This is a genomic window from Faecalibacillus faecis, assembly GCF_003024675.1.
Lineage (GTDB): Bacteria > Bacillota_I > Bacilli_A > Erysipelotrichales > Coprobacillaceae > Faecalibacillus > Faecalibacillus faecis.
Map to the genome: position 1 here is coordinate 66,771 of NZ_PYLP01000002.1, position 23,795 is coordinate 90,565.

Annotated in this window: 24 protein-coding genes; all 24 read left to right on the forward strand. The window is 31.4% G+C overall.

The annotated features are described in order from the left end of the window. The 24 genes from ftsY (at position 1) to C7U55_RS02305 (ending at position 23,788) form a co-directional block, all read left to right on the forward strand. Complete coding sequence (gene ftsY, locus C7U55_RS02190; RefSeq protein WP_106987149.1) at positions 1 to 987, forward strand: signal recognition particle-docking protein FtsY; 987 nt, start codon at positions 1 to 3, stop codon at positions 985 to 987. After that, positions 987 to 1,316 (forward strand): YlxM family DNA-binding protein, encoded by a 330-nt coding sequence (ylxM, locus tag C7U55_RS02195; protein WP_106987150.1) that lies wholly within the window; start codon positions 987 to 989, stop codon positions 1,314 to 1,316. The genes ftsY and ylxM overlap by 1 nt, the downstream gene beginning before the upstream one ends. Before the next feature lie 9 nt (positions 1,317 to 1,325). Then, positions 1,326 to 2,714 (forward strand): signal recognition particle protein, encoded by a 1,389-nt coding sequence (gene ffh, locus C7U55_RS02200; protein ID WP_048923853.1) that lies wholly within the window; start codon positions 1,326 to 1,328, stop codon positions 2,712 to 2,714. A gap of 86 nt (positions 2,715 to 2,800) precedes the next feature. Beyond that, positions 2,801 to 3,073 (forward strand): 30S ribosomal protein S16, encoded by a 273-nt coding sequence (gene rpsP / locus C7U55_RS02205; RefSeq protein ID WP_106987151.1) that lies wholly within the window; start codon positions 2,801 to 2,803, stop codon positions 3,071 to 3,073. A 2-nt stretch (positions 3,074 to 3,075) separates the two neighbouring features. Beyond that, positions 3,076 to 3,324: a KH domain-containing protein gene (locus tag C7U55_RS02210; RefSeq protein ID WP_048923851.1), complete on the forward strand. Its 249-nt coding sequence runs from the start codon at positions 3,076 to 3,078 to the stop codon at positions 3,322 to 3,324. Between the two features lie 35 nt (positions 3,325 to 3,359). Further along, complete coding sequence (rimM, locus tag C7U55_RS02215; protein WP_106987152.1) at positions 3,360 to 3,860, forward strand: ribosome maturation factor RimM; 501 nt, start codon at positions 3,360 to 3,362, stop codon at positions 3,858 to 3,860. Next, the gene (trmD, locus tag C7U55_RS02220) at positions 3,850 to 4,569 is read left to right on the forward strand and encodes a tRNA (guanosine(37)-N1)-methyltransferase TrmD (protein ID WP_106987153.1); all 720 of its coding nucleotides are present in this window, start codon (positions 3,850 to 3,852) and stop codon (positions 4,567 to 4,569) included. The genes rimM and trmD overlap by 11 nt, the downstream gene beginning before the upstream one ends. 106 nt (positions 4,570 to 4,675) lie before the next feature. Beyond that, positions 4,676 to 5,026: a 50S ribosomal protein L19 gene (gene rplS / locus C7U55_RS02225; protein WP_048923848.1), complete on the forward strand. Its 351-nt coding sequence runs from the start codon at positions 4,676 to 4,678 to the stop codon at positions 5,024 to 5,026. A gap of 69 nt (positions 5,027 to 5,095) precedes the next feature. Next, a complete protein-coding gene (lepB, locus tag C7U55_RS02230) occupies positions 5,096 to 5,638 on the forward strand; it encodes a signal peptidase I (RefSeq protein WP_396129964.1) in 543 nt (180 codons plus the stop codon). 1 nt (position 5,639) lies between these two features. Next, positions 5,640 to 6,497, forward strand: a complete 858-nt coding sequence (gene ylqF, locus C7U55_RS02235; RefSeq protein WP_106987155.1) for a ribosome biogenesis GTPase YlqF — start codon at positions 5,640 to 5,642, stop codon at positions 6,495 to 6,497. Further along, the gene (locus tag C7U55_RS02240; RefSeq protein WP_106987156.1) at positions 6,490 to 7,113 is read left to right on the forward strand and encodes a ribonuclease HII; all 624 of its coding nucleotides are present in this window, start codon (positions 6,490 to 6,492) and stop codon (positions 7,111 to 7,113) included. Before ylqF ends, C7U55_RS02240 begins: the two co-directional genes overlap by 8 nt. Positions 7,114 to 7,180: 67 nt before the next feature. Next, positions 7,181 to 7,939: a DNA-processing protein DprA gene (dprA, locus tag C7U55_RS02245; protein ID WP_227279195.1), complete on the forward strand. Its 759-nt coding sequence runs from the start codon at positions 7,181 to 7,183 to the stop codon at positions 7,937 to 7,939. 65 nt (positions 7,940 to 8,004) lie between these two features. Then, complete coding sequence (topA, locus tag C7U55_RS02250) at positions 8,005 to 10,080, forward strand: type I DNA topoisomerase (protein ID WP_106987158.1); 2,076 nt, start codon at positions 8,005 to 8,007, stop codon at positions 10,078 to 10,080. 36 nt (positions 10,081 to 10,116) lie between these two features. Then, a complete protein-coding gene (trmFO, locus tag C7U55_RS02255) occupies positions 10,117 to 11,421 on the forward strand; it encodes a methylenetetrahydrofolate--tRNA-(uracil(54)-C(5))-methyltransferase (FADH(2)-oxidizing) TrmFO (protein WP_106987159.1) in 1,305 nt (434 codons plus the stop codon). Beyond that, on the forward strand, positions 11,396 to 12,310 hold the full coding sequence (xerC, locus tag C7U55_RS02260; RefSeq protein ID WP_227213187.1) for a tyrosine recombinase XerC: 915 nt from the start codon (positions 11,396 to 11,398) through the stop codon (positions 12,308 to 12,310). The genes trmFO and xerC overlap by 26 nt, the downstream gene beginning before the upstream one ends. A 145-nt stretch (positions 12,311 to 12,455) precedes the next feature. Next, positions 12,456 to 13,289, forward strand: a complete 834-nt coding sequence (gene rpsB / locus C7U55_RS02265; RefSeq protein WP_048923841.1) for a 30S ribosomal protein S2 — start codon at positions 12,456 to 12,458, stop codon at positions 13,287 to 13,289. A gap of 81 nt (positions 13,290 to 13,370) precedes the next feature. Further along, positions 13,371 to 14,252 (forward strand): translation elongation factor Ts, encoded by an 882-nt coding sequence (gene tsf, locus C7U55_RS02270; RefSeq protein WP_106987160.1) that lies wholly within the window; start codon positions 13,371 to 13,373, stop codon positions 14,250 to 14,252. Positions 14,253 to 14,307: 55 nt separating this feature from the next. Then, a complete protein-coding gene (pyrH, locus tag C7U55_RS02275; RefSeq protein WP_106987161.1) occupies positions 14,308 to 15,024 on the forward strand; it encodes a UMP kinase in 717 nt (238 codons plus the stop codon). A 1-nt stretch (position 15,025) separates the two neighbouring features. Further along, positions 15,026 to 15,571, forward strand: coding sequence for a ribosome recycling factor (gene frr, locus C7U55_RS02280; protein ID WP_106987162.1), 546 nt, complete (start codon positions 15,026 to 15,028; stop codon positions 15,569 to 15,571). 100 nt (positions 15,572 to 15,671) lie between these two features. Further along, a complete protein-coding gene (locus C7U55_RS02285; protein WP_106987163.1) occupies positions 15,672 to 16,403 on the forward strand; it encodes an isoprenyl transferase in 732 nt (243 codons plus the stop codon). Then, entirely contained in the window at positions 16,403 to 17,185 is a 783-nt protein-coding gene (locus tag C7U55_RS02290; RefSeq protein ID WP_106987164.1) for a phosphatidate cytidylyltransferase, read from the forward strand. Before C7U55_RS02285 ends, C7U55_RS02290 begins: the two co-directional genes overlap by 1 nt. A gap of 3 nt (positions 17,186 to 17,188) precedes the next feature. Next, positions 17,189 to 18,337: a 1-deoxy-D-xylulose-5-phosphate reductoisomerase gene (locus C7U55_RS02295; protein ID WP_106987165.1), complete on the forward strand. Its 1,149-nt coding sequence runs from the start codon at positions 17,189 to 17,191 to the stop codon at positions 18,335 to 18,337. Continuing rightward, positions 18,338 to 19,417 carry a M50 family metallopeptidase gene (locus C7U55_RS02300; RefSeq protein ID WP_106987166.1) on the forward strand — a complete coding sequence of 360 codons (1,080 nt, stop codon included), beginning with the start codon at positions 18,338 to 18,340 and terminating at the stop codon, positions 19,415 to 19,417. It begins immediately after the preceding gene. A 54-nt stretch (positions 19,418 to 19,471) separates the two neighbouring features. Next, complete coding sequence (locus C7U55_RS02305) at positions 19,472 to 23,788, forward strand: PolC-type DNA polymerase III (RefSeq protein WP_106987167.1); 4,317 nt, start codon at positions 19,472 to 19,474, stop codon at positions 23,786 to 23,788. Positions 23,789 to 23,795 lie beyond the last annotated feature (7 nt).

A 23,795-nucleotide genomic window follows, 5' to 3' on the forward strand; every position in this document is an offset into this window, starting at 1 on the left:
ATGGGATTTTTTAAAGATATAAAAGAAAAATTAGTAGGTAAATCGACAAAACAAAATGAAAAATATGTAGCAGGACTTGATAAATCTTCATCAACTTTTTCAGATCGTATTAATGAATTAGCTGCTAGATTTAGAGAAATCAATGATGAATATTTTGAAGAATTAGAAAATATTTTAATTATGGCAGATGTTGGAGTTTCAATGGTTATGAAAATTGTTTCTGAAATCAAAGCAGAAGTCAGAATTCAAAATATCACAGATCCTCGTGAAATTAATGATATTATTGTTGATAAAATGTTTGTAATCTATGCAAATGAAAGTGTTATGTCGACAAAAATCAACTATGCGCCTGAAGGATTAACTGTTATTTTAATGGTTGGTGTCAATGGTGCAGGAAAGACAACAACAATTGGTAAACTTGCGCATCGTATTGTTCATGATGAAGGTAAAAAAGTTATTGTGGCAGCGGGAGATACTTTTAGAGCAGGAGCAATCGATCAACTTGCTGTTTGGGCTGAAAGAGTAGGCGTTGATATTATCAAAGGTAAAGAAGGTGGCGATCCTTCAGCTGTTGTTTTTGATGCTTTAAATAGAGCTAAAGAAACAGGAGCGGATGTCTTAATTTGTGATACGGCCGGAAGATTACAAAATAAAGTGAATTTAATGAACGAGTTAGAAAAGATGAATCGTATCATTAAACGTGTTGTTCCTGAAGGTCCACATGAAACATTACTTGTTGTAGATGCAACAACAGGACAAAATGGTGTTTCGCAAGCAATAGAATTTTCTAAAATTACAGATATTACAGGAATTGTTCTTACAAAAATGGATGGAACAGCTAAAGGTGGTATTGTCTTATCAATTAAAGATCAATTAAATATTCCCGTTAAATTTATTGGATTAGGTGAACAAGTAGATGATTTACAAGAGTTTGATCTGGAACAATACATCTATGGCTTATGTAAAGGACTTGTAGAGGAAGTATAATGGAAGATACATTAGAAAAGAAACAAAGAATGAATTTGTTGATGGATCTTTATGAAGATTTATTAACGGAAAAACAAAGAGAATATCTTGATCTTTATTATCATGAAGATTTATCTTTGTCAGAAATTTCTTTAATTAAAAACGTTTCAAAAAATGCAGTTTTTGATAATATCAAAAAAGCGTGTTTACATTTAGAAAATTATGAAGAAAAATTACAGTTATTAGAAAAACATCAAAAACGTTTAGAAATTATAGATGATCTAGAAAAAGATATTAAAGAAGAACATAAAAACATTGATGAACATTTACAAATGTTAAGAGATTTATAGGAGGTTTATATGGCATTTGATTCATTATCTGAAAGATTGCAGTCTACTTTGAAAAAAGTTTCTGGACAAGGGCAATTAACAGAAAGTAATATGGAAGAAATGTTGACAGAAATCCGTCTTGCCTTATTAGAAGCGGATGTCAACTATCAAGTTGTAAAAGAATTTATTGCGTCAACAAAAGAAAAAGCAATGGGGGCAGATGTTGTTGGTTCGTTAAAACCAGGACAAGTTTTAGTTAAAATCGTTCATGATGAATTAGTACATTTATTGGGTGATGAAGTATCTGAAGTTGATTTTAGCAAAAAGCCGACTGTAATTATGATGGTTGGTTTACAAGGTTCTGGGAAAACAACAACTTCTGGAAAGATTGCAAAATTAATTACAAGTAAATATGGTAAAAAACCATTACTTGTTGCTGGAGATATTTATCGTCCTGCAGCCGTTGATCAATTAGTCACTTTAGGAAAACAATTAGATGTACCTGTTTATGAAAAAGGAACAAGCGAATCTGCAGAAAATATCGTAAGAGGTGCTTTAAACTATGCAGCCTTAAATAATAATGATGTTATCATTATCGATACAGCTGGGCGTTTACACATTGATGAACCATTAATGCAAGAACTTGCAAATGTTAAAGAAATTGCAAAACCAGATGAAATTTTATTAGTTGTAGACTCATTAACAGGGCAAGATATCGTTAATGTTGCAGCTTCATTTAATGAAAAATTAAGTATTACTGGGGCTGTTCTTACAAAATTAGATGGGGATGCTCGTGGTGGGGGTGCTCTTTCAATTAGACACATTACCCATGTCCCTATTAAATTTATTGGTACTGGTGAAAAACTAGATGCGATTGATTTATTCTATCCAGATCGTATGGCTGACCGTATTCTTGGTATGGGGGATGTTGTTTCTTTAGTAGAAAAGGTACAAGATGTTTATGATGAAAAAGAAACAATGAAAGCCATGAAAAAGATGCAATCTGGTCGCTTTGGTTTAGATGATATGTTGGAACAAATGCATCAATTAAGAAAATTAGGGCCACTTTCAGGAATTTTAAAAATGATTCCAGGAATGCCATCAATGCCTAATTTAAATGATGAAACAACAGATCAAAGAATGAAAGAAACAGAATCCATCATTTATTCAATGACATTAGAAGAAAGACGTGACCCAAGCATTATTACGTTATCAAGAAAACAACGTATCGCTAAAGGGTGTGGAAAAGATTTAGCTGCTATCAATCGTCTTTTAAAACAATTTGAACAATCTAAACAAATGATGAAACAAATGTCAAATATGGACAGTGCAACTGGTTTACCAAAAATGGGCGGAGGACACTTTGTAGGTGGACCTAATCGTAAAAAAGTTCGTCATAAAAAGAAAAAGAAAAAATAATTAAAGGTGTCAAGTAAAAAAGCTTGACACCTTATTTTATCTGTGTTAAATTATGCAAGTAATATAAATCAAGGAGGAAATTATAAATGGCAGTAAAATTAAGAATGACAAGAATGGGTGCTAAAAAAAGACCTTTCTATAGAATTGTTGCGGCTGATTCAAGATCACCAAGAGATGGTAGATTCATCGAATTATTAGGAACTTACAATCCTTGCACTAACCCTGCACAAGTTGACTTAAAAGAAGAAGAAATCTTAAAATGGTTAAATAATGGTGCTCAACCATCTGATACTGTTAAAAACTTATTATCTAAACAAGGTATCATGAAAAAATTTGCTGATTCTAAACAAGGTAAATAATTATGGATTACGTAAAAACACTCAAAGATATCGCGATTGAATTAGTTGAAGATAAAGAACATTTAGAAGTAAGACAAATGCCTTCATTAGATGAAAATGTGATTGTTTTATATGTTTATTCAGCAAAAAATGATATTGCTAAATTAATCGGTCGTAAAGGTGTTATGGCTAATTCTATTCGACAATTAATGTCTGTTGCAGGACGTCTTTCTGACAAAAAATTAGATATTAAATTCGAATCATATGAATAGATGTGTTGAACACATCTATTTTTTTTGGAGGATATATGGAAAAACTTAAAATAGGTAAAGTTTTAGGAACGCATGCTTTAAAAGGAGAATTAAAAATACGTTCTTATAGTGATTTTAATGATCAAAGATTTGTAATTGGAAATAAGCTTTATTTAAATAATATTGAAGATCCTTTTATCATCAAGACAGTAAGAATACATAAAGGAAACTATTTAGTAAGTTTTGAAGGCTTACAAGATATTAATTTAGTTGAAAAATATGTTGGTAGTATCGTTTATGGTTTAAAAGAGGATGTTGTTTTAGAAGATAATGAGTATTTTTATGATGATTTGATTGGTTGCAAAGTAAAAGAAAATGATCAAGTAATAGGAACAGTTGAATCTATTTATTTTAATGGAGCACAAGACATTTTAAACGTTAAAACAACTAAAAAAACAATTGCTATTCCTTATGTAGATGCATTTATTGTTGATGAAGATATTGAAAATAAAGTCATTGAAGTTCAATTGATTAAGGGTATGTATGATGAAGATTGATATTTTATCACTTTTTCCAGAAATGTTTGATGGCTTTTTAAAAACATCAATTATTAAAAGAGCAATTGATAAAGAAGTTGTTGATATTCAAATCCATAATTTTAGAGAATTTACACATGATAAACATAAACATGTCGATGATTATCCTTATGGAGGAGGACAAGGAATGGTATTGATGTGTCAACCAATTCTTGATTGTTTAAAGACTTTAACGACAGATGACTCATTAGTGATTTTAATGTCACCGCAAGGAATTACTTTAAAACATGAAGTAGCAACCAAACTTTCTTTAGAAAAACATTTAATTATCATTTGTGGGCATTATGAAGGTTTTGATGAAAGAATAAGAGATTATGTTGATTTAGAACTTTCTATTGGGGATTATGTTTTAACAGGTGGAGAATTAGGAAGTATGGTTACTTGTGATGCTGTTATTCGTTTATTAGAAGGGGCTATTCGTCAAGAAAGCCATGAAGATGATTCTTTTGCAGATGGTTTGTTAGAGTATCCTCAATATACAAGACCTTTAGAATTTGATGGAAATGTTGTGCCTGATGTGTTGCTTTCGGGACATCATGAAAATATTCGTAAATGGCGTAAATATCAATCGTTAAAAAAGACATACTTAAAACGACCTGATTTATTAGAAAATTATGAATTTGATAAAGAAGCATTAGAAATGTTTAATGAAATCAAAAAAAAGAGTTGATATCTTTTTAAAAGATGCTATAATAGGCTAGGTCAGTATGACTGCATATGTTCCGCTGGTTAATCGAATGAACATACAAGACTATAAATGAAAAGGAGAAATAGAGATGAATTTAACATTAGTAGATCAAATTACTAAAAAACAATTAAAATCTGATATCCCTGTATTCAAAGCTGGAGATACTTTAAAAGTTTACGTAAAAATCAAAGAAGGTAACAAATACCGTATCCAATTATTCGAAGGTGTTTGTATCGCAAGACAAGGTAAAGGAATTGCTGAAACTTTCACAGTTAGAAAAATTTCTTACCAAGTAGGTGTAGAAAGAACTTTCCCAGTTCATTCACCAATCATTGATAGAATTGAAGTTGCTAAAGTTGGTAAAGTACGTAGAGCTAAATTAAATTACTTACGTGGATTATCTGGTAAAGCTGCTAGAATCAAAGAAATCAGAAAATAAGAAATGGGCAACCATTTCTTTTTTTTTACTTTGAAATGAGCTATAATACAAAATAGCTATAAAGGAGTAGTGATTGATTTGAATAAAAAGAGAATAAAAGACGTTATTGAATTCCTTATAGTTTGTATGGGCGTTACCTTTGTGTTTCGTTTTGCTATCATGCCAATAAAAGTAGATGGTTCCTCAATGTATCCAACGTTACAAGATCATGATTATGCGTTTATGTCGAGAATTGATTTAAATCATATAGAACGTTTCGATATTGTGACATTGAATTGTAAAAAATTAGGAAATATTATTATAAAACGTGTGATTGGTTTACCTGGTGAAAAAATTGTTTATAAAGATGATCAATTATATATAAATGATGAGAAAATAGAGGAAGCTTTTTTAGATATTTCTTATATAGAACAGGTAAAAAAAGATTATAATATTAGCTGTTTTACAGAGGATTTTGAATATACAATTGGTGATGATGAGATTTTTGTATTAGGAGACAATCGTTTGAATTCTCTTGATTCAAGATTATTAGGATGTTTTAAGGAAAAAGATATTTTATCCAAAAAAGGGTTTGTATTATTTCCTTTTAAAAATATGAAAGAGGTGGATTAAAATGGCACAAATACAATGGTTTCCAGGACATATGGCAAAAGCTAAAAGAGAAATCGCTGAAAAAATAAAATTAATTGATATTGTAGTAGAATTAGTAGATGCAAGAGCTCCTTATTCAAGTAAAAACCCATTATTTAATGGTATTGTCAACAATAAACCTAGATTAATTGTTATGACAAAAGAAGATCTTGCAAATCCAAAAATTACTAAAAAGTGGATTCAATATTATAAAGATCATGGTTATTATGCAATGAGTGTTAATCTTAAACAATTCAATGAATATAAAAAAATTATTCAAGTTTGTAAAGAAATCTTAAAAGATAAAATGGAAAGAGAAGCTAAAAAAGGATTAAAACCTCGGGCGATGAGAGCAATGGTTTTAGGAATTCCTAATGTTGGAAAATCTACATTTATTAATCGTTTAGCCAAAAGGAAAGCAACAGTTACAGGAAATAAACCAGGGGTAACAAAAGCACAACAAATCATTAAAGTTGACAAAGATTTTGAATTATTTGATACACCAGGAGTTTTATGGCCAAAATTTGAAAATGAAACAGTTGCTCGAAATATCGCTTTGATTGGATCAATCAAACAACAAATTTTACCAAGAGAAGATCTATTTATGTATGCTGTAGAGCATTTAGTAAAAAACTATCCAAGAAGTGTTGAAAATCGTTATCAAATAGAAATTGATTTAGAAGGAGATTGGATTGAAAAATGTTATGATGATATTGCTTCTAACAAGAAAATCAAACCAGTTAGAGGAATTACGGATTATGAACGTGTGATGGATATGTTCTTTACGGACTTATTTGATGGTGCTATTGCGAATGTCACATGGGAGTTACCATATGAGTAATTTACTTGAATATGAAAATAAATATTATGATTTAGGTTATAATTATATTATTGGTCTTGATGAGGCAGGAAGAGGACCCATGGCAGGGGAACTTGTTGTTGCTGGTGTTATTTTTCCTAAAGGTTTCTATGATGAACGCATTTTTGATTCAAAACAGTTAACAGCAAAAAAAAGAGAGGCAATGTATCAAATTATTGTTGAAAATGCGCTAGCCTATCATATTGAAGTGATTTCTGTAGAAGATGTTGATCGTTTAAATGTTTATAGTGCAAGTCAAAAGGGTATGGAAAAATGTTGCCAGATATTAAAAAAAGAAAAAATGTTTGCTTTGACAGATGCGATGCCTTTACATGATATTGAGCATCTTTCTATTATTAAAGGCGATACTTTATCCATGTCAATTGCAGCGGCAAGTATACTTGCAAAAGTGACAAGAGATCATTTAATGATTGAATACGCAAAGAAGTATCCTCAATATGGTTTTGAAAAACATAAAGGATATGTTACAAAAGCTCATAAAGAAGCACTTGCTAAATATGGACCTTGTCCGATACATCGTAAATCATTTAAACCTGTTCAAATGGTTATGAAAGAACAAATGTCATTCGACATTTAGTTCTTTTTTATTTTTTTAAAAAAAAGAAGAAAAAAAGTAAAAAATGGCTTATATACGTAGTGAGGTGATGATATTGAAAGAAATCTTACTATTTTTTGCTTTAAAATATGATGGAGATTTTCAAAGTATTTTAAAAGCGCTACAAAGAAAAGAAAAAGTAACGAATCAACAAAGAGAGGAGGCAGTTTCGAAAGTACAATCAAAGTATACAACGATTTTATGTGATGACTACCCAGAAGCATTAAAACAGATTTCATGTCCACCATTTGTCTTGTTTTATCATGGGAATTTGTCATTGTTAGATGAAAAATGTATTGGTGTTATTGGTAAAAGAGTACCAAGTGAATATGGAACAAGTGTAACCGATAAAATAGTGTGTGATTTGGTAAAAAATGAATATACTATTGTAAGTGGTATGGCTCTTGGAATTGATACACTGGCTCATCGCAGTGCCATGAATAATCATGGGAAAACGGTTGCTGTTTTAGGAAGTGGCATTAATTATTGTTATCCAAAAAGAAACAGAGAGCTCTATTTGAAACTTAAAGAAGAGCACTTAATTGTGAGTGAGCATCCTAATGATTATGTGCCACAAGCAAAAGATTTCCCAAGTAGAAATCGTTTAATTGCTGGGCTTAGTGAATCAGTTGTGGTAACAGAAGCGGAAAAAAGATCGGGAACCATGATTACGGTAGGGTATGCCCTTGACCAGGGAAAAGATATTTTTTGTGTACCCTCAAGAATAGGAGATCCTATTGGTTGTAATTTACTGATACAACAAGGGGCAAAACTTATTTTAGATATAAATGATATTATAGAAGAATAGAGAAATGGAGTTGACAAAGTGAAAAAAAACAATAATAATAGTTTTTGCGTAAAGGAGGATACATTATGTACGATAAATTAGTTATTGTGGAATCTCCTTCTAAATCAAAAACAATAGAAAATTATTTAGGGAAGGACTATCATGTTACTTCTTCTAAAGGACATATTCGTGATTTATCTACATCAGGTAAAGATGGTTTAGGAATTGATCAAGAAAATGAATATAAACCAAAATATGTTATTTCTAAAGATAAAAAAGATGTTGTTAAGGAATTAAAGGCTGCAGTAAAAGAAGCAAAAACAGTTTATCTAGCAACCGACCCTGACCGTGAAGGGGAAGCAATTTCTTGGCATCTTGCAGATGTTTTAGGTTTAGATATGGATGCGGATAACCGTGTTGTTTTTAATGAGGTTACAAAAGATGCCGTCGTGGATGCTTTAAATCATCCTCGTAAAATAGATCAAAATCTTGTTAAATCACAAGAAACAAGAAGAGTATTAGATCGTATTATTGGATTTAAGCTTTCTAAACTCTTACAAAGAAAAATTAAATCAAAATCTGCAGGACGTGTTCAATCGGTAGCGTTACGTTTGATTGTTGAAAAAGAACGTGAAATTGAAGCATTTGTTCCTGAAGAATATTGGAAAGTAAAAGCAAACTTTATCAAAGATGATATTGATTTTGTAGCAGAACTTAACAAAAAAGGGACAAAGAAAGTAAAAATTTCAAATGAAGCAGAAGCACTAGAAATCTTTAATGCATTATCAAAATCATTTGTTGTTGATAGTGTTAAAAAGACAAGTAAGAAAAGAGAATCAAAGCCTCCTTTTATTACTTCGACATTGCAACAAGAAGCTTCTTCAAAATTAGGGTTTAAAGCAAGAAAAACAATGATGATTGCTCAAAAGCTTTATGAAGGGGTTCAACTTGAAGATGAAACAGTTGGGCTTATTACTTATATGCGTACCGATTCAACAAGACTTTCTGATGTGTTTGTTGAAAGTGCAACAAACTACATTAAAGAAAAATATGGTGCAAATTATGTTGGAAAAGTAAAAATAAGTAAGAAAAAAGAAAATGTTCAAGATGCCCATGAAGGAATTCGTCCAACAAGTGCCATGCGTACACCAGAATCTGTAAAGGAACATTTAACAAACGATGAATTTAAACTATATTCATTGATTTATGCAAGAGCAATTGCTTCTTTAATGGCTCCTTCAAAATTTGATGCAACAAGTCTTGTTTTAGAAAATAATGATTATTTCTTTAATGCAAGTGGATCTGTATTAAAGTTTGATGGGTATTTACGTGTTTATAGTCAATACGAAAAACAAAAAGATGAAGTCTTACCAGAAGTGGTAGAAAATGAAGTTTTAGAAAGTCAAAATATTGAAAAAACACAACATTTTACAAAACCACCAGCAAGATATACAGAAGCAAAACTTATCAAAGAAATGGAAGAATTAGGTATTGGTAGACCAAGTACGTATGCAATGATTATTGATACAATTCAAACAAGAGGTTATGTTGAACTTGTTGAAAAAGCGTTTAAACCAACTGAAAGTGGTATTCTTACAAGTGATCGTTTAACGCAATTCTTTAATGATATTATTAATGTTGAATATACAGCTCAAATGGAAAAAGAACTTGATGATATTGCAGAAGGCGAAGACGATTATTTTGATGCGATTGATCATTTCATTAAAAAATTCCAGCCATTATTAGATGAAGCAAATGAAAAAATGGAAGTTATTGCCCCAAAGAAAACGGGTGAAAAATGTCCAGAATGTGGACACGATCTTGTAGAACGTCATGGGCGCTATGGTAAATTTGTTGCGTGTGAAAATTATCCAGAATGTAAATATATCAAAAAAGAAAAAGTGGAACCTGAATATACTGGTGAAACTTGTCCAAAATGCGGTAGCCCAATGGTTTTCAAAACAGGGCGTTATGGCAAATTTGAAGCATGTTCAAATTATCCAGAATGTAAATATATTAAAAACTCTAGAAAAAAGGCAGAACCAGTTATGACGGATGAAGTGTGTCCTAATTGTGGATCACCTGTCGTTATTAAAAAAGGACGTTGGGGTGAGTTCAAAGCTTGCTCAAATTATCCAAAATGTAAAACAATTATTAAGTAGAACATCTGTTCTACTTTTTTAAAAAAGGAGAAAGATATGAATCAAAATCAAACAGTACATGTTATTGGAGCTGGACTTGCCGGCGTAGAAGCCGCTTATCAAGTAGCAAAGAATGGAATAAATGTTAAACTCTATGAAATGAGACCGGTTAAAATGACACCAGCACATCATACGGGTAATTTTGCGGAACTTGTTTGTTCAAATTCGTTAAGAGGGGATAATTTTAATAATGCGGTAGGTGTCTTAAAAAATGAAATGGAAAAATTAGACAGTGTTATTATTAAATTTGCTAGAGAAAACAGTGTTCCTGCTGGTGGGGCGTTAGCGGTCGATCGTGAAGCTTTTTCTAAAGCTGTTACTGATTTTATAAGTAATCAGCCCCTTATTGAAGTTATTCATGAAGAAGTTACTACTCTACCTGAAGGACCTACAATTATTGCAAGTGGACCTCTTACAAGTGATGCTTTATCAAATGAAATCAAAGATTTATTAGGTGAAGAATATTTTTATTTCTTTGATGCGGCTGCGCCAATTATTGAAAAGGATAGTGTTAATTTTGATATAGCTTACTATAAATCAAGATATGATAAAGGTGAAAATGAATATATTAATTGTCCTATGACAGAAGATGAATTTAATCTTTTCTATGATGAGCTCATGAAAGCAGAAGTGGTTAAACCAAAAGATTTTGAAGAAAAATTCTTTGAAGGTTGTATGCCATTTGAAGAAATGGCAAGAAGAGGTAAGCAAACTTTATTATTTGGACCAATGAAGCCTGTAGGTTTATCGAAACCTGATGGAACAAGACCTTATGCAGTTGTTCAATTAAGACAAGATAATGTGCAAGCAAGTTTATATAATATTGTTGGTTTCCAAACGCATTTAACATGGCCTGAACAAAAAAGAATTATTCATCTAATTCCTGGACTTGAAAATGCAACATTTGTAAGATATGGTGTAATGCATCGTAATTCATTTATCTGCTCACCTAAATATTTAAATCAAGATTATAGTTTAAAAAATCATGAGGGACTTTATATTGCTGGGCAAATTACAGGTGTTGAAGGTTATGTAGAATCGGCACAAAGTGGAATGATAGCAGGAATGAATATGGTTCGCCATTTAAATAAGCAAGAACCAATTATTTTTCCTCGAGAAACGGTAATGGGTGCTTTATCTTATTATATTACACATTGTGAAGCAGAACATTTCCAACCAATGAAAGCTAACTTTGGTATTTTACCTGATTTAGAAACGCGTGTAAAAAAGAAATTAAGAAAAGAAGCTTATGCTAATAGAGCGGTTGAAGTAATGGATGAATTTATCAATGGACTTAAATAAAGATAAAGAAAGCTTTATGGATTATTTAAAATACCAAAAACATTATTCTGAAAATACAATTGAAAATTATGAAAGAACACTCAATGAGTTTATCGGATTTTTAAACAAAGAAAGCATTGATGCGTTTTCAAAGGTGAAATATCCTTTAATGAGAGGTTATTTAACGTATTTAAATGAAAAGGGTGTATCTAAAAATACGATTAATAATCGTATTAGTTGTTTGCGTTCTTTATACAAATATTTAGTCAAAGAAGAATTGGTTGAAAATAATCCAATGACACTTATTGAAAATGTTAAGATATCTAAAAGAAATCCAGATTTTCTATTTCCAGAGGAAATGATTGAATTATTAGATAGTATTGATACAAGCGATGATTTAGGTGTTCGTAATAAAGCTATGTTAGAGCTTATGTATGCTTCAGGCTTGCGTTGTTCAGAAGTGGTGAATCTAACATTAAATGTGATTGATTTTGATAATCGTATTCTTTTGATTCATGGAAAAGGGAACAAAGATCGTTATGTACCATTTCATGAATATGCTTCTAAATGGCTTATAAAGTATCTTGAAGAAGGTAGGGGTAATCTTGTAAGTCCAAACGAAGGACCGGATTATGTTTTTGTTAATAACAGAGGACAACAAATGACGAATAGAGGCGTTCAAGATATTATTAAAAGAATTGGAAGAAATTATGATCCTACTAAAAAAATACATCCTCATACATTTAGACATTCTTTTGCCACACATTTATTAAATGCGGGTGCAGATATTCGTACTGTTCAAGAATTACTAGGTCATGAAAATCTTTCAACAACACAAATTTATACACATATTACAAAAGAACGTCTAAAAGATGTTTATTTACAGGCACATCCACGAAATAAAGAATAAAAAAGTCTTGTTTTGTGTTGAATGTTATGATAATATACTTAAGGTATTAAAAAATACACACATTATGAATTCATTTATCGAGTGCCTAATGGTGGTAAATGTTTGAAATAATGGAGGAAAAAAACGAAAAAGGAGGAAATTACACATGTCAGTAATTTCAATGAAAAAATTATTAGAAGTAGGTGTTCATTTCGGACATCAAACAAAAAGATGGAATCCAAAAATGGCTCCATACATTTTCACATCAAGAAATGGTATTTACATTATTGATTTACAAAAATCATCTAAAAAAATCGATGAAGCTTATAAAGCAATGAATGAAATCGCTGAAAAAGGTGGAAAAGTTTTATTTGTAGGAACTAAAAAACAAGCTCAAGAAGCTGTTAAAGAAGAAGCTATCCGTTCAGGAAGTTACTATGTTAACTCACGTTGGTTAGGTGGAACATTAACAAACTTTAAAACAATTCAAAAAAGAATTAGAAGATTAATTGAATTAGAAAAAATGGAAAAAGATGGAACTTTTGATCTTTTACCTAAAAAAGAAGTTATCTTACTTAAAAAAGAAGCAGCTAAGTTAGAAAAGAACTTAGGTGGTATCAAAGAAATGAGAAGATTACCAAGTGCTTTATTTGTAGTAGATCCTAAAGCTGAACACAACGCTGTTGCTGAAGCAAGAATCTTAGGAATCCCTGTATTTGGTATTGTTGATACTAACTGTGATCCAGATGAAGTTGATTATGTAATCCCAGCAAATGATGATGCTATTAGAGCTGTTAAATTAATTGTTGCAGCTATGGCTGATGCAATTTGTGAAGCAAAAAGTGAACCTTTAACTGTTGCTTATGTTAAAGATGAAGATGAAAAAGAAGTAACTATGAATGATGCTGTATCTTCTGTTGAAAACAATAATAGAAGAGGGCCAAGAAATAAAGCTGGTAGACCAGCTCAAAGAAGAGAAGCTAAACCAACTCAAGAATAATCAAGGCTGGAAATCATAAATATGTTGTGATGGGAAAGCAAAGCTTTCCCTTTTTAATAAATAAAAATGGAGGACAAAAAAATGGCAATTAGTGCAAAATTAGTAAAAGAATTACGTGAAAAAACTGGTGCTGGAATGATGGATTGTAAAAAAGCATTAGAAGCATGTGATGGTGACATCGAAGCATCATTCGACTGGTTAAGAGAAAAAGGAATTGCAAAATCTGCAAAAAAAGCTGACAGAATTGCTGCTGAAGGTTTATCAGCATTCGCAATCAACGGTAACGTTGCAGCTATGGTTGAAGTTAACTCTGAAACTGACTTCGTAGCTAAAAACGCTGAATTCGTTGCATTAGTAAACACAGTTTGTGAAGCAGTTGCTGCTAACAATCCTGCTGATTTAGAAGCCGCAAAAGCAATCGAAGTTGATGGAAAAACTCTTGAAACTACAATTGCTGAAGCTTCAGGAAAAATTGGAGAAAAATTATCTTTAAGAAGAATTAAAACTTTCACTAAAGATGATAACGAAGTATTTGGTGCTTACTCACATATGGGTGGGAAAATGGTATCAATCGTTAAATTAGCTGATGCTACTGAAGAAAAAGCAAAAGACATCGCTATGCATGTTGCTGCTATCAACCCAAAATACATCTCTCAAGATGAAATTCCACAAGCTGAAAAAGATAGAGAAGATGCTGTACAAACTGAAATTATGGCAAATGATCCAAAATTAGCTAATAAACCTGAAAAAGTATTAGAAGGTATTAAACGTGGTAAATTAAATAAAGTATTCTCTGAATGGTGTTTATTAGATCAAGAATTTATTAAAACACCAAAAGAAACAGTTGCTAAATACTTAGGAAATAGTAAAGTATTAGAAATCGCTCGTTTCCAAGTTGGTGAAGGTATCGAAAAGAAAGAAGAAAACTTTGCTGAAGAAGTAGCTGCACAAATGAAACAATAATTATCAAGGACACTTTAAGTGTGTCCTTTTTTTGAAAGAAGAAGGAGATTATCTTATGAAATACAAAAGAGTCTTATTAAAATTAAGTGGAGAAGCATTAGCTGGTGAAGACAATTTTGGTATTAATGCTAAAACCGTAGCAGATATTGCAAGACAAATTAAAGAAGCTAAAGAACTAGGTGTTGAAATTGCTATTGTATGTGGTGGTGGAAACATTTGGCGTGGTGTCACAGGTGCACAAATGGGAATGGAACGTTCTTCAGCGGACTACATGGGAATGTTAGCTACTGTTATGAACGGTTTAGCTGTACAAAATGCTTTAGAACAATTAGGAATTCAAACACGTTTACTTTCAGCAATTGAAATGCGTCAAGTTGCTGAACCTTACATTAGAAGACGTGCTGTAAGACACTTAGAAAAAGGTAGAATTGTTATTTTTGGTGCAGGAACTGGTAGCCCATATTTTACAACTGATACAACAGCTGCTTTAAGAGCTGCTGAAATTAATGCAGATGTTATTTTAATGGCTAAAAATGGTGTTGACGGTGTTTATTCAGCAGATCCAAAATTAGATGCAAATGCTGTTAAATTTGATGAAATTTCTTATGCTGATGTTTTAACTAAGGATTTAAAAGTAATGGATCAAACAGCTATTACCTTATGTAAAGATAATAATATTGATTTATGTGTATTCAATATGCAAGAAGATGGTAATATTGCCAAAGCTTGTGATGGTCAAAAAATTGGAACAACAATTTCTGGAGGAAAATAAAATGATTAACATGATCTTAGACGACGCAAACGATAGAATGCAAAAAGCTATTGAAGCTTATCAAAGAGATTTAGCTACTGTAAGAACAGGTAGAGCAACTCCAGCAATGCTTGATCGTGTAATGGTTAATTACTATGGTTCACCAACACCAATTAATCAAATGGCTGGTGTTTCTGTTGTAGAAGGAAGACAATTAGTGATCAAGCCTTATGATAAATCTGCTTTAAAAGATATTGAACATGGAATTTATGAAGCTGATTTAGGCTTAACTCCTCAAAATGATGGAGAAATTATCCGTATTACAGTACCTGCTTTAACAGAAGAAAGACGTAAAGAATTTGCTAAAAACGTATGGAAATTTGCTGAACATGCAAAAGTTGCGGTTAGAAATATCCGTCGTGATGCAAATGATGAAATCAAAAAATGTGATGGTAGTGAAGATGAAATCAAAGATGGACAAAATAGAGTTCAAAAATTAACAGATAAATTTGTTAAAGAAATTGATGAAATTGGAAAAGCTAAAGAAAAAGATATTATGACAGTTTAAAAAGGAATACTTCGGTATTTCTTTTTTTCGTTTCTAGGTAAATTTTGTTTTTTGTATGTTTTATGTTATAATCTTTCTTGACTTTAAGGAGGGTAACTCTATGGATAAAGAAGATTATCAATTAGATATGAATAATATACCAGCGCATATTGCTTTTATTATGGATGGTAATGGACGTTGGGCTAAAAAAAGAATGATGCCAAGAACATTTGGGCATAATGAAGGAACAAAAACCATTAGAAAAGTTGCTTTAGAAGCCAATCGTTTAGGTGTTAAAGCAATGACTGTGTATGCTTTTTCAACTGAAAATTTTGCACGTCCAGAAGAAGAGGTACAATTTATTTTTAAATTGCCTAAAAAATTCTTTGAATCTTATTTAAAAGAATTGATAGAAAATAATGTGCAAATTTGTATGATCGGTCACCTTGACAAAGCACCAAAAGCAACAAGAGATATTATCAATAGTGCTATTGAACAAACAAAAAATAATACAGGATTGAAATTATGTTTTGCTTTTATTTATGGTGGTAGGGATGAAATTGTTCATTCTACAAAACAAATTGTTCAAGATGTTCAAGAAGGAAAAATTAGTATTAATGATATTACAGAAGATTATTTTAATTCAACATTAATGTCAGCTAATTTACCTGATGTAGATTTAATGATTCGTACTAGTGGAGAACAACGCTTATCGAATTTTATGTTATGGCAGTTAGCGTATGCTGAATTTATTTTTACACCTGTTTATTGGCCTGATTTTGATGAAAAGGAATTGCATAAATCAATTTGGCTCTATCAAAACAGAGAGCGTCGATATGGAGGATTAAAATAGTGAAAGAAAGAATTAATACAGCTTTATGCCTTATTGCAGTCGTCGTACCTGCTGTTGTTTTTGGAGGAATTTTTTATAAAATTTTGATTGCTATTGTCATGGGGCTAAGTATTTACGAAATGCTTCATATCTGTTCAAGACCACGTATAGGTTTATATATGTATTTTCTTGTAGGAGCATTTTTTGTTGGAGGTTTTTTGTTAAGTAGAGATAGTTTACTTATTTCTAATTACCTTATTTTAGTGTACATGGCTTGCGTTTTGGCTTGTATGATTTTTGATGAAACGTGTAATATTGAACGTGCAGCTTATGTATTTACAATGGGAACACTTGTCTGTGCTGGATGCCATGCTTTGCTTGTTATGCGTTTAAGTTATGGTTGGGAGTATTTATTGCTTCTTGCCATTGCTACTTTTGGAAGTGATACAGGTGCCTACTTTACAGGGATGGCAATTGGTAAACATAAGTTGATTCCTAGACTTTCTCCTAAAAAAACCATTGAAGGATCTATTGGTGGAATTATTTTAGGAAGCGTTTTAGGTCTTATTTTTGCTTATTTTACCGGGATACTTGCTAAACATTGGATCATTGTTCCAGCGGTTATTGTTATGACTTTGACAGGACAAATTGGCGATTTGATCTTTAGTGCGATTAAAAGATATTTTGAAGTCAAAGATTATTCAAAATTATTACCAGGACATGGTGGAATCTTAGATCGTATTGATAGTTTAACGTATAATGTTTTAATATTTAGTTTCTTTTTAATGATTGTGGGGTTATAGAAGATGAAAAAAATTACCATATTAGGAGCAACAGGTTCTATAGGTCAACAAACAGTGGATGTTTGCTTACATCATCAAGATGAATTTGAAGTTGTTGCTGTTTCTGCAGGAAAAAATATTAAATTACTTGAAGAAACAATTAAACAAATCAAGCCAAAGGTTGTTTGTGTTATTGATGAAAAAGATGCACTTTATTTACAAGAAAAATATAAAGAAATCAAATGCGTTTATGGACCTGAAGGACTTGATTATATTGCAACTATAGATGAGGTAGATATTGTCTTAAATGCGATTGTTGGTTTTGCTGGTTTATTACCAACGATCCATGCCATTGAAGCTAAAAAGGATATTGCACTTGCTAATAAAGAAACTTTAGTTGTTGCAGGATATATTATTACAAAATTAGTTAAGGAAAATGGTGTAAAATTATTACCAGTAGATAGTGAACACTCAGCAATTTTCCAATCTTTACAAGGAAATAAAGGAAATAAAATTAAACGTATTCTGTTGACTGCAAGTGGTGGGAGCTTTAGAAATAAAACAAGAGAAGAACTTGTAGGCGTTTCTGTAGAAGATGCTTTAAAACATCCAAATTGGTCAATGGGTGCGAAAATTACTATAGATAGTGCAACACTTTTTAATAAAGGACTTGAAGTTATTGAAGCTAAATGGCTTTTTGATGTTGATTATGATCAAATTGAGGTATTAATTCATCCAGAAAGTATTTTACATTCTGCTGTTGAATATGAAGATACTTCAGTTATAGGACAAATGGGAACACCAGATATGCGCCTAGCAATTCAATATGCTTTAACATATCCAAAAAGAGAAGTTCTTGTTAATGGTGAATCTTTGGATTTGACAAAGATTGGTTCACTTACTTTTATTAAGCCTGATTTTAATAGATTCCATGCTTTAGAACTTGCATATAAAGCAGGAAAAATTGGTGGAAGCTTACCTTGTGTTTTAAATGGAGCAAATGAAATGGCAAATTTGCTTTTTAGAGAAGGCAAAATAGAATTCTTACAAATTGAAGAACTTGTTGAAAAAGCAATGAATGCACATCAAGTTATTCAAGATCCAAATGTATCACAATTATTAGAAATTGATTGTTGGGCAAGAGATTTTGTTTTAAAGGAGATTAATAAATAGATGCAAACGATTATAAATATTATTGTTTTCTTTTTGATTCTTGGAGCTATTGTCTTGATTCATGAATTAGGTCATTTTTTAACAGCAAAACTTTTTGGAGTTTATTGTGCTGAATTTTCTATTGGAATGGGTCCTAAACTTTTTTCAAAGAAAAAAGGTGAAACAGAATATCAAATACGTGCGCTTCCTATTGGTGGTTATGTTGCCATGGCAGGAGAAGCTGATCAAGAAGACAATGAAATCATGAAGGATGTTCCCTATGAACGAACATTAAAAGGAATTAAAACGTGGAAGAAATGTGTTATCATGCTTGCCGGTGTTTTTATGAACTTTGTTTTAGCTCTTGTTTTATTAATTGGTATTTATTCTTTTGTAGAAGTACAAACAAACACTTCAGAAATTGGCAGTGTTGTCAAAAATAAAGGAGCAGCTCTTGCTGGAATTGAAGCCGGTGATGTCATTAATAAAATTACAATTAATAATGAAGAACATATCATTGCCTCTTTCTCTGATATTCAAGAAGTTCTAGATAATGAAAATCTACAATTGGATACAGATACAGTAACCATGAAAGTAGGACTTACAAGAAATAAACATTATTTAGAAAAAAAGGTAACAGCAAAATACAATAATGAAACAAAATCTTATGTCATGGGAATTACAGCTGCAATGAAGCAACTTACTTTTGCAGAAGCAATCCGCCAAGGAATCAATCAATTTATAGAATATGCCTTATTAATTTTTACAACATTAGGTAAATTGATTACAGATATGACACATACAGTTTCTCAACTATCGGGACCGGTAGGGATTTATACAGTTACTGCACAAGTCACACAAACGGGTTCAATTAGTACCTTACTTTCATTAACAGCTTTATTATCTACAAATATTGGAATGTTCAACTTACTTCCAATACCTGGTTTAGATGGAAGTCAAGTACTCTTTGCCCTTATTGAAAAAGTGATTCGTCGTGAAATACCAACACGCATTAAATATGCTTTACAAATGGCAGGGCTTATTCTTGCTTTTGGATTAATGATTTTTGCAACTGTAAATGATATAGGAAAATTCTTTTAAAAAAAGGCTTTTGCCTTTTTTTGTGTTATAATAAATGCTGTTTCGAGGTGGAATATGAATAAATTAATTATTTTATTAAAACAATTGAATATTATAGATCAAGTCAGTATTTTAATGCATGCTAATTTAAAAAAAGTTGTTGTACATCAAGATAATGAATATAGTTTTTATATTGAAAGTAAGGATTTTATTCCTTTTGAAGAATATCAATTATTGATCAATTCAGGTGATCAATTTCCTTATCCTATTGAATTTATTTTTAATTATCCAGATAATTTTTCATATGAACAAGATTGGTCTTATTATTTAGGCTATATTATTGAAAAAATGAAATTATTATCTCCATTATTTACCTCTTTAAAGATAGAAGATATTGAAATTAATCAAGTTATAAAAATAGGGGTTTTAAATGAAATCCAATTAGAACAATACCAACAATTACAAAATAGGATTAAACAATTATTTAAAGAAATTGGTTTAAATAAATCATTTCAATTCTATATTAAAGAAGATGTAGCAGAATTAGAAAGTTTGCTTCAAGAAATGGACAGTTATGAACCTGTTGAAATTGATTTAGCTGACTTCAAAAAAGCAGAAGCACCTAAACCAAAGTTTGATTATAAAAATAATTATCGACGTGAAAAAGGAGAAGCAACTTTTTTAAAACTTCATGAAATTACTAGTCAAACAATGGAAAATAACTGTACGATACAAGGATATGTTTTTAAAACAGAACTTATTAAAACAAGAGCAGGGAAACATATCCAAACTTTATGGATAACAGATTATACAGATTCCATTATGGTAAAACGTTTTGAAAATAATACAAATAATAATATTGATGATATTAAAATATTAGATAAAGGAAAAGTATGGATCAAAGCTACTGGTGAAATTCGCTTAGACAATTACGCAAGAGAGACTGTCATGATGGCACGTTCTATTGAGATTGTTAAAGAACCTGCTTCAAAACAAGATAACGCGAAAGAAAAACGTGTAGAATTACATACACATTCGAAAATGTCTGCTATGGATGGTATTGGTAATATTTCTGATTATATCAATCAAGTTGCCAAATGGGGACATAAAGCGATTGCAGTCACAGATCATGGAAATGTTCAATCTTTTCCAGAAGCTCAAATTGCAAGTTTAAAAGCAGGTATTAAAATGATTTATGGGGTTGAATTAAATATGATTGAACCTTATTTCAATATCGTTTTTAATGAAAAAGACATGTCTATCGAAGATGCAACTTATGTTTCTTTCGACTTAGAAACAACAGGATTTTCTGTGATTCATGATGGTATTACTGAATTTGGTGCGGTAAAAATAAAAAATGGAGAAGTTATTGATCGACTTCAAAGCTTTATACATCCAGGTAAATCGATTGGAACAAGAGTTTCACAACTGACAAGTATTACCAATGAAATGGTTGCTGATGCGCCCTCAATTAAAGAATTCTTACCAAAGATTTTAGAATTCTTCGAAGATTCAATTCTTGTGGCCCATAATGCAAAATTCGATATTGGTTTTTTAAATGAAAGTTTAAAAAGATTAGGTCAAGAACCTATTCAAAATCCAGTTATTGATTCTTTGGCGCTTGCTCGTGCAATCATGAAGCCAATGAAGTCTTATCGCTTAGGAAATGTTTGTCGTGTTTATCGTGTAAATTATGATGATGAAGTAGCCCATCGTGCCGACTATGATGCGGAAGTATTAGGTTCTGTGTTTACGACAATGCTTCATTCTATCATGCAAAATGGTCACTATAATTTACTTGATTTAAATAAATTACAAAAAGACGATGCTTATAAAATCGTTTTCCCATATCATATGACAGCTCTTGCTTTAAATAAAGAAGGTCTTAAAAATATGTTTAAGATTGTATCAGAAGCCAATACAACTTATTTCCATGATGGCTCACGTATTCCTAAAGAAAGACTTGAATATTATCGAAAAGGATTACTTTTTGGAACAAGCTGTTACCGTTCAGATGTTTTTGAAGCGGCTTTGAATTCTTCTGATGAAAAATTAGAAGAACTCTTAAAATTTTATGATTATGTAGAAATTCAACCTTTTGACGATTACTATCATTTGATTGATCGAGGACAAATTGAATCAAAAGAAGATTTAATTATTTCAATTAAAAGATTGATTACAGCTGCTAAAAAACTCGATAAAATTATTGTGGCTACAGGAGATGTTCATTTCTTAAATGAAAAAGATAAAATCTATCGAGATGTTTTTATTTCTCAACCAAAAATTGGTATTGGACATCGCGCGCATCCTTTATGTGACCGTAAAAATCCACGTGCTTTTACACCATCACAATATTTAAGAACAACAGATGAAATGTTGAAATGTTATGATTATTTAACATCTGAAGAATGTTACGAATATGTTGTTACAAATACAAATAAAATTGCAGATATGGTAGAAGAAATTCGACCAATTCATGATAAATTATTTACACCAACAATCGATAATGCAGATGAAAATCTAACAAAAATTTGTTATGATACAGCGCATCGTCTTTATGGTGAACAATTACCTGAAATTGTAGAAAAACGATTAGAAAAAGAATTAAGTAATATTATTAAACATGGATTTGGGGTTATTTATTATATCTCTCACTTGTTAGTAAAAAAATCCAACGATGATGGATACCTTGTAGGATCTCGTGGTTCTGTAGGTTCATCCTTTGTTGCGACAATGTCAGGAATTACAGAAGTTAACCCATTACCACCGCATTATTTATGTTTACATTGTAGCCATAGTGAATTCTTAGAAGAAGGTGTGGTCGCTGATGGGTATGATCTTCCAGATAAGATCTGTCCTGTTTGTGGAAAGCCAATGAAAGGGGAGGGACATAATATTCCATTTGAAACCTTCCTAGGATTCAATGCCGATAAGGTACCTGATATCGACTTAAACTTCTCAGGAGCTTATCAAGCCAATGCTCATGCTTTTACTAAAACGATTTTTGGTGAAGATCATGTCTTTAGAGCGGGGACTATTTCAACAGTTGCGGAAAAAACAGCTTATGGTTATGCCAAAGGTTATGCTGAAACACTTGGGGTTGAAAATGAAATGCGAAGTGCAGAATTAGAAAGAATTGCTCGTGGTTGTGGTGGTGTTAAACGCACAACAGGACAACATCCAGGTGGTATCATTGTTATCCCTAGAGATTATGATGTTTTTGATTTTACACCTTATCAATATCCTGCGGATGATTTGTCAGCTGAATGGCGTACGACTCACTTCGACTTCCATGCAATTCATGATAACGTCTTAAAATTTGATATTTTAGGACACGTCGATCCGACTGTTATTCGTATGTTACAAGATTTAACAGGTGTGGATCCTAAAACAATTCCTACAAATGATACAAAAGTGATGTCACTTTTTACAACGAGTGAAGCTTTAGGTATTGATTTATCTTATATTAATTGTAAGAGTGGAGCGTTAGGTTTACCCGAATTTGGTACAACCTTTGTACGAGGAATGCTTGATCAAACACGACCAACAACTTTTAATGATTTAGTTATTATTTCAGGATTATCTCATGGAACGGATGTTTATCTTGGGAATGCAGAAACACTCATTAAAAATGGAACTTGTACCTTAAAAGAAGTTATTGGATGTCGTGATGATATCATGGTTTATTTAATTGAAAAAGGACTGCCAAATAAAGATGCCTTCGATATTATGGAATGTGTTCGTAAAGGAAAATCGCCAGCAGTTTTCCCTGAAAAGAAATATGAAGAATTAATGAAAAAATATAATGTGCCTCAATGGTATATTGATTCATGTAAAAAAATCAAGTACATGTTCCCTAAAGCCCATGCCGTCGCTTATGTACTTTCAGCGATTCGTGTGGCTTGGTGGAAACTTTATTATCCAAGAGAATATTATGCTGTCTATTTTTCAACGCGTTGTGATTTCTTTGATATTGATACGCTTGTTGCTGGAAAAGATGCAATTCTTGCAAGACGTAAAGAAATTGAAATGTTAAGAGAAAATAGACAATCTTCAAATAAAGATGAAGGATTATGGGATGTTTTTGAAATTGCTTTAGAAATGATTGACCGTGGGTTCCACTTCAGTCCATTAAATTTAGAAAAATCGGATGCAAGTAATTTTATCTTGGACCCTGATGATCCAAGTGGTTTATTACCACCATTTAGCTCTGTTGATTCACTAGGTGAGTCTGTAGCTAAAACAGTTATTGAAGCAAGAGAAAGAGGACCGTTCTTATCGAAAGAAGATGTGATTAAACGTACAAAATTAAATAACTCTCATATTAAACAACTGACAAAAATGGGAGTCTTTAATGGAATGCAAGAAGAAAATCAATTATCACTTTTCTAGTGACTTG

Excerpts from the sequence above, each read along its gene's own strand:
- ftsY (WP_106987149.1), top strand. The coding sequence starts at position 1 with ATGGGATTTTTTAAAGATATAAAAGAAAAATTAGTAGGTAAATCGACA.
- ylxM (WP_106987150.1), top strand. The coding sequence starts at position 987 with ATGGAAGATACATTAGAAAAGAAACAAAGAATGAATTTGTTGATGGAT.
- ffh (WP_048923853.1), top strand. The coding sequence starts at position 1,326 with ATGGCATTTGATTCATTATCTGAAAGATTGCAGTCTACTTTGAAAAAA.
- rpsP (WP_106987151.1), top strand. The coding sequence starts at position 2,801 with ATGGCAGTAAAATTAAGAATGACAAGAATGGGTGCTAAAAAAAGACCT.
- C7U55_RS02210 (WP_048923851.1), top strand. The coding sequence starts at position 3,076 with ATGGATTACGTAAAAACACTCAAAGATATCGCGATTGAATTAGTTGAA.
- rimM (WP_106987152.1), top strand. The coding sequence starts at position 3,360 with ATGGAAAAACTTAAAATAGGTAAAGTTTTAGGAACGCATGCTTTAAAA.
- trmD (WP_106987153.1), top strand. The coding sequence starts at position 3,850 with ATGAAGATTGATATTTTATCACTTTTTCCAGAAATGTTTGATGGCTTT.
- rplS (WP_048923848.1), top strand. The coding sequence starts at position 4,676 with ATGAATTTAACATTAGTAGATCAAATTACTAAAAAACAATTAAAATCT.
- ylqF (WP_106987155.1), top strand. The coding sequence starts at position 5,640 with ATGGCACAAATACAATGGTTTCCAGGACATATGGCAAAAGCTAAAAGA.
- C7U55_RS02240 (WP_106987156.1), top strand. The coding sequence starts at position 6,490 with ATGAGTAATTTACTTGAATATGAAAATAAATATTATGATTTAGGTTAT.
- dprA (WP_227279195.1), top strand. The coding sequence starts at position 7,181 with ATGATATTGAAAGAAATCTTACTATTTTTTGCTTTAAAATATGATGGA.
- topA (WP_106987158.1), top strand. The coding sequence starts at position 8,005 with ATGTACGATAAATTAGTTATTGTGGAATCTCCTTCTAAATCAAAAACA.
- trmFO (WP_106987159.1), top strand. The coding sequence starts at position 10,117 with ATGAATCAAAATCAAACAGTACATGTTATTGGAGCTGGACTTGCCGGC.
- xerC (WP_227213187.1), top strand. The coding sequence starts at position 11,396 with ATGAATTTATCAATGGACTTAAATAAAGATAAAGAAAGCTTTATGGAT.
- rpsB (WP_048923841.1), top strand. The coding sequence starts at position 12,456 with ATGTCAGTAATTTCAATGAAAAAATTATTAGAAGTAGGTGTTCATTTC.
- tsf (WP_106987160.1), top strand. The coding sequence starts at position 13,371 with ATGGCAATTAGTGCAAAATTAGTAAAAGAATTACGTGAAAAAACTGGT.
- pyrH (WP_106987161.1), top strand. The coding sequence starts at position 14,308 with ATGAAATACAAAAGAGTCTTATTAAAATTAAGTGGAGAAGCATTAGCT.
- frr (WP_106987162.1), top strand. The coding sequence starts at position 15,026 with ATGATTAACATGATCTTAGACGACGCAAACGATAGAATGCAAAAAGCT.
- C7U55_RS02285 (WP_106987163.1), top strand. The coding sequence starts at position 15,672 with ATGGATAAAGAAGATTATCAATTAGATATGAATAATATACCAGCGCAT.
- C7U55_RS02295 (WP_106987165.1), top strand. The coding sequence starts at position 17,189 with ATGAAAAAAATTACCATATTAGGAGCAACAGGTTCTATAGGTCAACAA.
- C7U55_RS02300 (WP_106987166.1), top strand. The coding sequence starts at position 18,338 with ATGCAAACGATTATAAATATTATTGTTTTCTTTTTGATTCTTGGAGCT.
- C7U55_RS02305 (WP_106987167.1), top strand. The coding sequence starts at position 19,472 with ATGAATAAATTAATTATTTTATTAAAACAATTGAATATTATAGATCAA.